The organism is Bartonella sp. AP280QHHD, assembly GCF_042196125.1.
Lineage (GTDB): Bacteria > Pseudomonadota > Alphaproteobacteria > Rhizobiales > Rhizobiaceae > Bartonella.
This window is the reverse complement of sequence record NZ_JBHIPQ010000050.1, coordinates 35921-48786: the sequence shown is the minus strand read 5'-3', so window position 1 is coordinate 48786 and position 12866 is coordinate 35921. Positions and strand designations below refer to the sequence as shown.

The 12866-nt window shown below is 36.7% G+C and carries 9 protein-coding genes; 2 read left to right on the top strand and 7 right to left on the bottom strand.

The features are described 5' to 3' along the window. The first annotated feature begins 3 nt into the window (after window positions 1-3). Together ACFIMK_RS08290 and ACFIMK_RS08285 are read left to right on the top strand one after the other, a co-directional pair. Complete coding sequence (locus tag ACFIMK_RS08290) at window positions 4-873, top strand: metal ABC transporter permease (RefSeq protein ID WP_375613292.1); 870 nt, start codon at window positions 4-6, stop codon at window positions 871-873. 10 nt (window positions 874-883) lie between these two features. Next, window positions 884-1801: a metal ABC transporter solute-binding protein, Zn/Mn family gene (locus ACFIMK_RS08285; protein ID WP_375613291.1), complete on the top strand. Its 918-nt coding sequence runs from the start codon at window positions 884-886 to the stop codon at window positions 1799-1801. Window positions 1802-3725: 1924 nt separating this feature from the next. On the opposite strand, the gene ACFIMK_RS08280 is transcribed toward ACFIMK_RS08285, so the two are convergent. From ACFIMK_RS08280 to ACFIMK_RS08250, 7 genes are all read right to left on the bottom strand, one after another. After that, window positions 3726-4772 carry a sn-glycerol-3-phosphate import ATP-binding protein UgpC gene (locus tag ACFIMK_RS08280; RefSeq protein ID WP_375613290.1) on the bottom strand — a complete coding sequence of 349 codons (1047 nt, stop codon included), beginning with the start codon at window positions 4770-4772 and terminating at the stop codon, window positions 3726-3728. Window positions 4773-4774: 2 nt separating this feature from the next. Beyond that, window positions 4775-5626, bottom strand: coding sequence for a sn-glycerol-3-phosphate ABC transporter permease UgpE (gene ugpE / locus ACFIMK_RS08275; RefSeq protein WP_375613289.1), 852 nt, complete (start codon window positions 5624-5626; stop codon window positions 4775-4777). A gap of 10 nt (window positions 5627-5636) precedes the next feature. After that, window positions 5637-6521 (bottom strand): sn-glycerol-3-phosphate ABC transporter permease UgpA, encoded by an 885-nt coding sequence (gene ugpA / locus ACFIMK_RS08270; protein ID WP_375627662.1) that lies wholly within the window; start codon window positions 6519-6521, stop codon window positions 5637-5639. A gap of 95 nt (window positions 6522-6616) precedes the next feature. Beyond that, on the bottom strand, window positions 6617-7951 hold the full coding sequence (gene ugpB, locus ACFIMK_RS08265) for a sn-glycerol-3-phosphate ABC transporter substrate-binding protein UgpB (protein WP_375618067.1): 1335 nt from the start codon (window positions 7949-7951) through the stop codon (window positions 6617-6619). 965 nt (window positions 7952-8916) lie between these two features. Next, complete coding sequence (locus ACFIMK_RS08260; RefSeq protein ID WP_375611843.1) at window positions 8917-9639, bottom strand: glycerophosphodiester phosphodiesterase; 723 nt, start codon at window positions 9637-9639, stop codon at window positions 8917-8919. A 169-nt stretch (window positions 9640-9808) separates the two neighbouring features. Beyond that, complete coding sequence (guaA, locus tag ACFIMK_RS08255) at window positions 9809-11365, bottom strand: glutamine-hydrolyzing GMP synthase (protein WP_375611844.1); 1557 nt, start codon at window positions 11363-11365, stop codon at window positions 9809-9811. Window positions 11366-11497: 132 nt separating this feature from the next. Then, the gene (locus ACFIMK_RS08250; protein ID WP_375627664.1) at window positions 11498-12784 is read right to left on the bottom strand and encodes an RsmB/NOP family class I SAM-dependent RNA methyltransferase; all 1287 of its coding nucleotides are present in this window, start codon (window positions 12782-12784) and stop codon (window positions 11498-11500) included. Between the last annotated feature and the right edge of the window lie 82 nt (window positions 12785-12866).

Here is a 12866-nt window from a genome sequence, read left to right as displayed (position 1 = left end):
GACGTGTATGCATTTTTTCTTGCCCCCTTTGTTGATTTCCAATTTATGCAAAACGCCCTTATCGGTTCTATTTTTCTGTCTATTAGCGCTTGTCCTGTTGGTGTGTTTTTGATGCTCCGAGGAATGAGCTTGACAGGAGATGCTATCTCTCATGCCATTCTTCCTGGTGTTGCAATTGCTTTTCTGATTTGTGGCTTTTCCCTCATATCTATGACACTTGGTGGTATCTTCGCTGGTCTTATTGTTGCTTTAGCAACCATTTTGATTTCACGAAACAGCTTTCAGAAAGAAGATGCATCCATGACCGTCTTTTATCTTATTGCACTCGCGGCAGGTGTTATTATTATCTCACTGAAAGACTCAACAATTGAGCTGCTTCATCTCTTATTCGGATCGGTTCTTGCACTTGATGCACAAGCCCTTTGGTTAATCACTACTATAATGCTGATTACACTCTGCAGCCTTTGTATTTTTTGGCGTGCACTCGTTTTAGAAAGCTTTGACCCCCTCTTTTTTAAATCACTCTCTCCATTGAGTAAATATATTCATATTTCATTGCTTGGACTTGTGGTGCTGAATCTGGTTGGAGGCTTTCAATCACTAGGAACATTACTTTCCGTTGGTATTATGATGATTCCAGCCATTACAGCCCGTTTTTGGTTTTCACGGCTAGGCCCTATTTGCGCGCTTTCCACTCTTTTTGGAATCATTTCTAGCGTATGTGGTCTCCTGCTTTCTTTTCATCTTTCACTTCCCTCCGGCCCTGCTATCATCATTGCCGCAGGATTTATTTATCTTGTTTCCTGTTTGATAAGTCCACGTGGCTTTATTGTAACATGGTTTCCCCACCTCTTTTATACCTCCTCACTTTAAGGAAAAAAATGTGCCTAAGTTTGCTCAAAAATTTGTTCTTCTTGGAGCTTTATTGCTTGCCCTTTCTCCATTTTCTGCTTCTGCACACAATAAAATCAAAGTTGTTGCGAGCTTTTCTATTCTTGCAGATCTCGTAAAAAATGTAGGAGACAACCATATCTCTATGACCACTTTTGTAGGTCCCAATGCGAATACTCACACTTATGAACCTACCCCCCATGATGCTCAGGCTCTTAGAAATGCTCAAATTATTTTCATCAACGGGCTTCATTTAGAAGGATTTATTGATCGCCTCATTACAGCAAGTGGTACAAAAGCACTTCTTGTCGAAGTTAGCGCTAACATTCCCTCCCTCAAAATGAAAAATCAAGAACATAATGCCCATCACCACCACAGCGTTATTGATCCACACGCTTGGCAAACAATTCCCAATGTCAAAATCTATGTGAAGAATATCGCTGCTGCTTTTTGTAAAATCGATCCACAATCCTGTACCAGCTACAAAAAAAATGCCGAAACCTACATCCAAAAACTTAAAATAGCACAAGATACCCTGAAAACAAAAATTGCTACCATTCCTAAAGATAAACGTATCATTATCACATCTCATGATGCCTTTGGCTATTTTGCCAAGGAATATGGTTTTACTATCCTTGCCCCTCAAAGTGCTTCAACAGAAACTGAAGCAACCGCAGCCGATGTTGCTAAACTTATAAAACAAATTAAAGCGAATAAAGCAACTGCCCTATTCGTTGAAAATATCTCTAATCCCCGTCTCATAAAACAGATTGCAAAAGAAACAGGCTTAACAATTGGTGGAACACTTTATTCTGATGCATTGTCAAACAAAAATGGCCCTGCAGCAACTTATCTCGATATGATGGAACATAATGTGAATACCATCATTGATGCTATCACAAAACATTAAGATCTTCTATAAAAGAGATAAAAAAGAGTTCATAAAATCGTAAGTCTATGATTATGTTACTAATGATGCCCCAACAGCTATAATTGATAACATTGATATGAAATAAAGTTACTTTTACAGAGAAATTTATACTCTATAGATTCTAAGATAGATAAAGTAAGTGGATTTATTGCCTCATGGTGCCCAAACTGTCAGCAGTAGCATTCTATTTTTCAATGCTTTTTTTACAATAACTCTCGACACTTGAAACGATTCATAAGAAGAATTTGGTGTCTCTTTCTTAAAGTATTTTTATCTATCCAACTTCATTTATAACATGCAAGTAGAATTAGTGTATGAATAAAAACCACTTGAAGAAAAAATACCTCTTATGAAGAGTCTCAACACAATAATTGTTGCAATGTTGGAGACTGAAAGAGAGTATGATAATGGCCCCAGCTTGCATTTTTATAAGCATAAAGATGGCGATACACAATGGATTTTATGTTATACTACTTATAAACGACTGCGTGAAAAAATAGTTGGAACAACCTTGCAAGATATTTTTTAAAAAAAGTGCGTAAATTGGCAACCCAATAGCCTTCTGTTTAGGTATTCTGTTTTGTATGAGAGATGCAATTCTATTACGTAAAAAAATGTGTTCGGCAATACTTAATCGCCATTATGTAAGAGACACTGGCTCAGATGTTTTTGAAAATTGCAATACTAAATTAAAAGATGATGCTAAAGACAGAATCTATTTTTTATTTGATGCTTTCATATTCTCCCTAAATTAAGCTGTCTCCTCATTTTAGAAATTACACAAGCAGATAAGCTTATTCTACTTTGGCATACAAAACTGAATACAGCACTGAACCGTCTTCATATTTGTCTCAAACATACTGCTGTATAAAGTTTAGGTTGATTTATAAGCAACAAAAAGCACGCGCTTTATAAGAAAGTAATATCATAAAACCATTAATAAACTGGCAATATATTGAAAAAATATACCAGCTTTTATAGAATGCTTTGTAAAACAATAACATAACTGCCTTTGTCCCTGCTGATTCTTATAGGTATTCGCATCGATCCCTTATGTTATATTCATAAAGATCTGTTTGAGGATGATCTACAGGCAATTTTTAACTCAAGAATATAGAAAAGATCGATGAGATGTTACAGATGTGTTTCATCTGCTTTTATCGCTAAAAGTAATGAAAATTCTAAAACAAGCACGCCTTCTATCTCTCAGTGATTTTTTGCAACTTATCAGATACCCTTGCTGAGAATTGCATAGTGATTTACACGAGAAAAAATAAACTTGCAGCATGCGCGCATAGGTTTCTCTCTAATTTATGTGATTGGTAAAAAAAACAAATGCTTCTTATAGGAGCTCTGAAACTATTTTAGATCATATGGCCAGCGGTAAGATAGAATGCGCCTATTCTCGTAGAGATTATTTAGAACAGCGTCGTATTTTGTGCATCAAATAGACTTCTTATGTTAGGGATCAAAGCTCAGATATGGGGCGCATCCTTCCTTATCTGTAACTCATTTTTTCTCTCTATTTCTCTCATTTACTTTTATAATACACATAAATTATTACATCAAGAAACATATGATAATATGTTGTTTTTTATAACAAAATTATAAATGAGTAAAAATATGGTTAATAAAGATTTATTCTATATTGATATTTTTTTTATAATGAAAATGATGTTTGAAAATTATATTCTTCTTACAGACCGTGAAAATGCAAAATTTCTTCATATAAATGTTTTGACATTCTCAGCGCTATGGGACAATAGATCATTACCAAAACTGTTAAAATTTTGTTTTTAATCCCATCGGTTACAACCTGAGTTTGTAAATGTAATTGAGCAAGTCAAAACACACCATTATCATGACGCAGCATAAAAGAGAGTCGTATCACATCAATTAATGCTTACTTATTATTTGTGCGCTTTCCTGTGTTTTTATTAAAAGTATGAAAATTCTGATGAGCAACAGTGAAACTTAGTTTTTGACCATAGTCGTGTGTCAAGCGTTCTTTTATTTCAATCGTAAAGATGATACCATTCCAACGCGTTAAAACATGGCAACCTGTTCCAATAAGCTTGATAAGCTCAATTTTTGTGTGAAAGACAGGCCCTTTATCTGGATGTTCGCCCAATAAGATTATTTCAGGTCTGAATGCTAAAAGATCAGTTTCTTCACCATAAGAAAATGAATGCCCTAAATGTTGTTCTAAGACATAGCGATCAAGAAAATTCATAGGAGGAGAACCAATAAAATCAGCAACAAATGTTGTTGCTGGAGTATCGTAAATTTCCATTGGTGTTCCAATTTGCTCGATAGCTCCTTTATTCAAAACGACTATTCTATCAGCTAATGTCATAGCTTCTAGTTGATCATGGGTAACATAGAGGCTCGTTGTTCCTAATGAACGCTGTAGTGTTTTTATTTCAATACACATTTGCGCCCGTAATTTTGCATCAAGATTTGAAAGAGGTTCATCAAAGAGAAAAACACGGGGTTGACGTACAATCACACGCCCCATTGCAACACGCTGACGTTGTCCTCCTGATAATTGTCGTGGTTTACGATCAAGAAATGGTTCTATCTCCAAAAGCTTTGCAGCATGTGCGATACGTTTTTTAATTTCTTCTTTAGGAGTTTTACGATTTTTAAGACCATATTCTAAATTTCCACGAACTGTCATATGGGGATAAAGGGCATAATTTTGAAAAACCATAGCGATATCACGATCAGCTGGTTCACGATCATTGATACATTCGTTATCAATGCATAATTCACCTGAGGTAACTTGTTCAAGTCCTGCTATAATACGTAATAAGGTCGATTTTCCGCACCCTGAAGGACCGACAAGAACAAGAAGTTCTTTATCGGCAACAGTTAAGTTTAAATCATCAATGACCAGAATGCCGTTGTCATACTGTTTTTTTATATTTGATAACTGGATTATGGCCACAATTACTTCTCCGTTTCAATAAGGCCTTTGATAAAAAGCCGCTGCATGAAGATAACAACAAGAACAGGGGGAACCATGGCAACAACCGATACTGCCATGAGTATATTCCATTGAGGATCATGTTGAAGTGATTCGACAATAAGCTGTTTTAAAATAATAAGGATCGTTTGATGATTTTGATCCGTTGTGATGATAAGAGGCCAGAGATATTGTATCCATCCATAAATGAACATAATGATAAATAAAGCAGCAATATTGCTTTTACTAAGAGGAAGAAGAATATCCTTAAAAAATTTAACTGGACCTGCACCATCAACACGTGCCGCCTCTAAGAGTTCATCTGGAACAGTCAAAAAAAACTGGCGAAATAAAAATGTAGCGGTCGCAGATGCAATAAGTGGAATAATCATTCCACTATAGGTGTTGACCATCCCCAATTTTGCAACAATCTCATAGGTTGGAAGAATACGAACTTCGACAGGGAGCATCAATGTAACAAAAATAAGAACAAAAGCAGTTTTTCGGAAGGGAAAGCGCATGTAAATAATTGCATAAGCAGACAAAAGTGAAATAATAATTTTTCCAACGCTAATCCCAAGAGCCATAATGAATGAATTCATTAAGAGTGGCCAGAGGTTGGGCAAACCCAGCTGTGCAAGGCCATCACCAAAGATTGTTTTATAATTTTCCAGAGCATATTTCCCAGGCAAAAGAGGAAGTGTTCCTGAGTTAAATGCTGCTGAACTATGAGTTGATGCAATGATAGCAACATAAACTGGAAAGCAAATAATGATAATACCAACAATGAGAATAATATGGGTTAGAAATTTCAAAACAGGGCGATTTTCAACCATAATTTGTTTCCTAATATTGTACACGGCGCTCAATCCAGCGAAACTGGATAAACGTTAAGACAATAACCATCAACATCAATATTGTTGATTGTGCTGCTGATGCACCGATTATTTGATTTCTAAAGCCATCGTCATATACTTTATAGACGAGGATGCTCGTTGCACGCGCAGGACCTCCAGAAGTTGTATTATCAATAATACCAAAAGTATCAAACATAACATAATTGACATTGACAATAAGAAGGAAAAACGTCGTTGGTGAAATTTGCGGGAAAACCACTGTCCAAAATCGTTTAAAGGGACCAGCACCATCAATGGCGGCTGCTTCTATTTGAGAACGCGGAACAGATTGAAGACCTGTAAGAAAAAAGAGAAAATTGTAAGAAATTTGTTTCCAACTAGCCGCAATGACAATAAGAATCATTGCTTGAGTGCCATTAATACGATAATTCCATAGCACCCCTATTTTCTCGAGAAAAAAAGGGATAATTCCGATGGTGGGATGAAAGATAAACAGCCACAATATACCTGCCAATACTGGAGCAACAGCATAGGGCCAGAGCAAAAGCATTGTATAAGCCTTTTTTGCACGGATGACACGATCAACACAGACAGCTAAGAGAAGTGATATTGTCATTGAAGCGACAGTAACTGAGATGGAAAATACTGCGGTTGTAAAAAGCGATTGCCGATAAGTAGGATCAGAAAGAACGGTTAGATAATTCTCAAAACCAATAAAGGTTGTTGTAAAGCCAAAAGGGTCTTCACGCTCAAAAGATGATTTTATTGCTTGAGCAGCAGGCCAAAAGAAAAACAAAAAAGTCACAAGAAGCTGAGGAAAAAGCAGTCCGTAAGAAAGTAGACTATTTTTAAAATATGCATGTTTTTCTTGCATTCATAGGGCTCTTTAAATGTAGAGACTTTAAAAAAGTAAACAAAAAGGACTCAACCGTTTTTGTTGAGTCTTTAATGTTTAACAATAAAACGAAATTAATGATTAGATCTTTCAAATTCACGCAAGAGTTTATTTCCACGTTCAACGGTCTCATCTAAACCATCTTTCGGCGTTTTTGAACCACTAAGAACAGCTTCCAACTCTTGATCAAGAATGGCACGAATTTGTGGTAAATTACCAAATCTTATCCCTTTTGAGTTAACTGTTGGTGGATTAAGATTAATCTGTTTGATAGCTATATCCGCACCTGGCGTTTTTTCATAGAAATGTTGTTTTTTGCTCAATTCATAAGTCGCTTTTGTGGTTGGGAGATAACCTGTTTCCTGATGCCATTTTGCTTGATTTTCTGTTTTTGAAAGAAATTTAAGAAAAGCGGCTGCCCCTGCATATTCCTTTGGAGTATGGCCCTTAAACGCCCAAATAGAAGCTCCCCCAATAACTGAATTTTGTGGTGCTCCTTCTGTATCCTTATAGTACGGTAGCATACCAACCCCCACATTAAACTGAGCTTCAGAAACAATTCCAGCATGTGATCCTGAAGATTGCATAAAAATTGCACAATTTTGTGCCATAAACATTGGTGTTGAATCTAATGCACCTGCTGGACCACCATAACGGAAAATACCTTGATCAGACCACTTTTTCAGGTCAGTCCACATACGCACTTGTAAAGGTCCATTAAATGTAAGTTCTGAATCAAGTCCTTTAAAGCCATTTTCCTTCGTTCCAAAAGGAACATTATGCAACGCTGAAAAATTTTCTATACCAATCCATTGAGCGGCATAAGCCATTGTAAAACCACAAGTTGCCGCTTTAGTCTCAAGAATTTTCTTGGAAAAGTTTTCTATATCTTGCCACGTTCTAGGAGGCTGTTCTGGATCAAGCCCTGCTTTTTTAAAGATATCTTTGTTATAATAAAGGATGGGTGTTGAAATATTAAATGGCATAGAGACGATACGTCCCTGTTCATCGGAGTAATAACCACTAATAGCAGGGAAATAATCTGTAGGATCAAATTCTTGTTTTGTATCAGCCATAAGTTGATAAAATGGGTAGATTGCACCTTTTGCAGCCATCATAGTTCCAGTACCAACGTCATAAATTTGAGCAAGTACTGGCTGTTTCTTTCCACGAAATGCTGCAATGAGTGAAATCAATCCCTCTTCATATTCACCGCGAAATGAAGAAACAACTTTATACTCAGATTGACTTGCATTAAAATCGTTAATGAGACTTTCAGTTTGCTTTCCTAATTCACCACTCATAGAATGCCAAAAGCTGATTTTTGTCTGTGCAAAACTTTCTGTCATCCCCGCTGTGGACATTATGATAGCAACCGTGGCCGCTATGGAAAGATAAAAACGACTCATGCTTCACCCTTTCTGAAGTGATGGAATACAAACTACCCCTAAATTTATAGTATTACACATGAACATGCTATGACAGTTTTATTTCAGAAACATATTCTCTCATTTAAACAGGAACCACCTAAAGGTCAAATGAATTTGTTTAAATTTATTTATTTTCTTTTATAAGCTTTCTTATGTATTCACGAAATACGCGTTTGTAACTATCTGAAAAAAGTGAGATGGCTTAAATAAGAAAAGTCACTTGGTAAAAAGATATAGATCGTAAATATCATTTCAATGACTATTTTAATATCTGGATTTACTTTTTTAAAAAGAATTGTTTATTCTTTTATTATTTGTCTTATAACTTTCGGCTTATAACTTTAACACGATGTTGCTACTGAATTTAAAGAAGAGACAAATAGAATTTTTTTAAAATTAAGAAAATCATTTTGAAGCGCTTAATAGTCTCTTTCCCTGTAACAAGATCACACCCCTCACGCAAAACAAAATGACACTGTATAACCAATTTCCATGCTGTTAAAAAATCTTTCAATACATCTACATTTCATGATAGCACCTATAAAATAAGCCCTAAAGCCTCTCCATTAAAGTATATAAGACTTTTTGTATGCCATCATTTTTACACTTCATAAAAGTGCAAAACGACATCATCATGTGCGATCCTAATGCTTCAACAAATCTTGCATTTAAAATACGTTAAATGAATATTTTTATTCTTTTCTCAATCATTTTTTATCCACACACCAACCCTGCTTGTAATGTGCAAACGAATGATTTTGATTGATTCATTGTAAAAATATTTGAAATAAGAGAATCTTACGTATTAAGGTCTCTTACTCACATGAATAAAATATTAATTATGATTATAAATCAATGTATTATTGTCGTATATTAGATAATTTTTCTTCTTTCATTACGCTAACTTTATGAAGATATATAGTTCCTTTTGTGTTGATGTATTTTTACCTTTGTGCACACAATTGCAATGCGAGATCAGGTTGATCTGTCGTAATATAATGTACAGGCATATCAAGCCAATATGATAACCGAGCTTTTCCATTAATTGTCCATACCCCTACAGTAAAACCAGCCTCAAGAGCTGATTCAATAAAGTTCTGTGAAACAATAGAGCCATCTAAACTTAGATCAGAATAACCTAATTGCTTCCATTCAGAAAAATGACGGTACATATCACCTTCGAAATTATCAACACATGGACCAGATGGTATTCCTGCTTCAATAAAAGGACGAAGGATAAAAGGATCAAAACTAATAGCAGAAACCCGTTCTGATAAATTTCGGCTTTTTATTAGCGCAAGCGCTTTTTGGGATAATATTGTTTCGCGCTCCACTTCACCACATGTCTTGATTTCAAGATGCAATGCAACATTCGTTGGTGCTAAAAGATCAAGCACTTCTTCTAATAAGGGAGGTGCTTCTTGGCTTCCTTTTACGCAGAGTTGTTTGCGTGTTTCATTATCAATGTCGTGAATATACCCCTTTTTTCCAACCAATTGGTCTAGACGGAAGTCGTGAAAGACAACCACTTCACCGCTTTTTAGCAAATGAACGTCGCATTCAACTTCATCAACACCTAACGCTATAGCATTATTAAATGCCGAAAGGGTATTTTCAGGATAAAGATGAGCTCCTCCACGGTGTGCAACAATTTTTTTCTCAGACATGCAAAATCCCACACTTCTCAATTTTAAACGATATTGACGTACAGATTGCCAGATAAAAGCTTATATCATATGAAAATACACAATCATTTTTAAATGATTTTTTCTACACTTTTCGAATATCAAACCCTCAGTCATATTTTATTCTTAAAAGACTTATCCTTCATTTTAATTATTCCCATTCAATAGTACTAGGAGGCTTTGAGGTTACATCATATACAACACGATTAATCCCTCTAACTTCGTTAATAATACGTGCTGCTGTCTTACTTAAAAACGCCATATCATAAGGATAAAAATCAGCAGTCATTCCATCTACAGATGTGACGGCGCGAAGAGCACAAACAAATTCATAAGTGCGACCATCCCCCATAACACCAACAGTTTGAACTGGAAGAAGAACAGCAAAAGCTTGCCAAATTTCATCATAAAGACCGGCCTTACGGATTTCCTCAAGATAAATAGCATCTGCTTCGCGTAAAATTTCTAATTTTTCACGTGTTACAGCACCTGGACACCGAATTGCAAGGCCGGGACCTGGAAAAGGATGGCGACCAATAAACTGCTCCGGTAGCCCTAACTCTCGTCCTAGCGAGCGAACCTCATCCTTAAAGAGCTCACGTAACGGTTCTACAAGTTTCATCTTCATCTGTTCTGGTAGCCCACCCACATTATGATGGCTTTTAATGGTTACCGTTTCACCAATAGCAGACACACTCTCAATAACATCTGGATAAAGTGTTCCTTGTGCTAAAAACTCTGCACCTCCTATTTTTTTCGTTTCTTCTTCAAAAACTTCAATAAAAAGGCGACCAATTGTTTTGCGTTTTTTTTCTGGATCTGTCTCACCTTTTAAAGCATTAAGAAACACATCAGCAGCATTAACGTGAATAAGCTCTATATTATAATGATCACGAAAGAGCGTGAGAACTTCTTCAGCTTCATTCTTGCGCATCAGCCCATGGTCTACCAAAATACATGTCAGTTGATCTCCTATAGCTTCATGAAGGAGTACCGCTACAACAGATGAATCCACTCCCCCTGAAAGACCACAAATCACACGACTTTTCCCAACTTTTTGTCGTATCGTAGCAATTGCCTGCTCACGATAAGAAGCCATTGACCAATTGCCTTTAATAGCAGAGATCTTATGAACAAAATTTTGCAAAAGTTTTGTACCATCCGGTGTATGGATAACTTCAGGATGAAACTGTACCGCATAAAAATGTCTTTTTTCATCCGCAATAGCCGCATAGGGAGCTCCTTTTGAGGTTCCTATGACACGAAAACCTTCTGGTAAAGCTGCCACACGGTCACCATGGCTCATCCATACTTGATAACGAGAACCTTTTTCCCACACTCCATCAAAAAGGGCACTCTCTTCTTGAACTTCCAAAAAAGCACGCCCAAATTCACGCTCATGTCCAGCTTCAACCTTTCCTCCAAGCTGAACACACATGACTTGTTCACCATAGCAAATACCCAAAATCGGAACACCCGCCTCAAAAATTTCCATTGGTGCACGCGGAGAGCCCTCATCAATAACGGAATAAGGACTCCCTGATAAAATAATAGCTTTAGGATTTATGCGGCGCACAGCTTCTAAAGCCAATTGAAAAGGAGCAATTTCACAATATACCCCCATTGCTCGTACCCGTCGTGCAATAAGTTGTGTAACTTGTGAACCAAAGTCAATAATAAGAACAGTGTCTGGATGTGATATGCTCATAGAAAACCAATCAACAATTGTAAAAGAAAACTCATGAGAGTTATGATTTAATCTTTCTCTTTTCACAAGCCTATTTTCTTACGAAAAAGATTATTCTCGTAAAGTTTATGATAAAAAGTGCAAAAATATGGATCAATGTTTTTTTTGCAACACAGATAAAAAGAACCCATCTGTTTGTGTTGTGGCTGGCGACAAAGTAAGTCCATAATTTGAAAAAACTGGTTGCACAGGAGAAAAACTAAAATGTTTCTGCCAAAGCGCTGGCATATCTATTGGAGAAAAATGAGAATGTTGTTGAAGGAAATGGGAAATTTGTTCCTCATTTTCATCTGTAAAAAGAGAACAGGTAATATAGATTAAGCGCCCATTTGGCTTAAGATAAGCTATCGCTTCATTCAAAATATCCCTCTGTTCTGTTTGGCGTTGTTTCACTTGTTCTAATGTTAAACGCCATTTCGCATCTGGACGACGACGCCATGTTCCTGTCCCACTACATGGTGCATCTAGTAGAACTCTATCCATCTGGCCTATTAATGGCTTCAATTCTTCTTTTTGTGCTCGTGTTTGTACATTACGAACACCAGCGCGTCGAAGACGATCAAAAATAGGAGCTAAGCGCGCTTTATCGGAATCATAAGCATAAATTTGCCCACGATTGTTCATATCGGAAGCTAAAGCTAATGTTTTGCCACCAGCACCTGCACAATAATCTAATACCTGCATGCTCTCTTGCGCTTCCACAAGGTGAGCAACAATTTGAGATCCTAAATCCTGTATTTCAAAGTGTCCTTTTTGAAAAGCTGGTTCCACTTGAACATTGGGATGACGATTAAACTTTTCAATCGGTGCAATTCTTAAAGCTTGCCCAAACCATGGAAAAGATTTAAGTTTGGTTTTTGCTAATTCTTTCAGCACCTTTTCTGGTGTTGCCTTTAGGTTATTTACCCGTAGGTCTAAAGAAGGACGCGTTGCTAACGCAGCCGCTTCAGTGATCCAATTATCACCAAATAAAGGACGCAGATGCGCTTGACACCATTGCGGAATATCACCACGAATATAGTCTGGAGCATCCACTAATTGCTGACCTTGCCACGATTTACGCTGTTTAGCCCCTAATAACTGCGGTGCAAACCGATCTTCTGTCAACTCACCGTCAATTTGCTCCAGCGTCATTTTTCCAGAATCTAATAAGGCACCAAAAACGATATCTCGGATATCATCACTCTCCATACGCCATTGTAAAGAATAACGTCGTCTTAAAACATCATAAACGATTGTACCAATAGCTGCACGATCACCTGCTCCAGCAAAGCGATGAGAAAGACCCCAATCCTTTAAAGCTTCTCCTACTGGGCGATGCTTCATTTCTATCTCTGTGAGAACATCTATTGCTGCTTGCAAACGCCCACCTAATCGCATTCATTTCTCCCATTAAAATAATAAAATTTTAAATCATCTAAAAAATAATATTATCGCCTTCTTGCCAATGAAACCTTCTCAA

Bases quoted from the DNA above. Each gene is read 5' to 3' on its own strand.
- ugpE (WP_375613289.1), bottom strand. From the start codon at position 5,626: ATGGTTGAAAATCGCCCTGTTTTGAAATTTCTAACCCATATTATTCTC.
- ugpA (WP_375627662.1), bottom strand. From the start codon at position 6,521: ATGCAAGAAAAACATGCATATTTTAAAAATAGTCTACTTTCTTACGGA.
- ugpB (WP_375618067.1), bottom strand. From the start codon at position 7,951: ATGAGTCGTTTTTATCTTTCCATAGCGGCCACGGTTGCTATCATAATG.
- ACFIMK_RS08260 (WP_375611843.1), bottom strand. From the start codon at position 9,639: ATGTCTGAGAAAAAAATTGTTGCACACCGTGGAGGAGCTCATCTTTAT.
- guaA (WP_375611844.1), bottom strand. From the start codon at position 11,365: ATGAGCATATCACATCCAGACACTGTTCTTATTATTGACTTTGGTTCA.
- ACFIMK_RS08250 (WP_375627664.1), bottom strand. From the start codon at position 12,784: ATGCGATTAGGTGGGCGTTTGCAAGCAGCAATAGATGTTCTCACAGAG.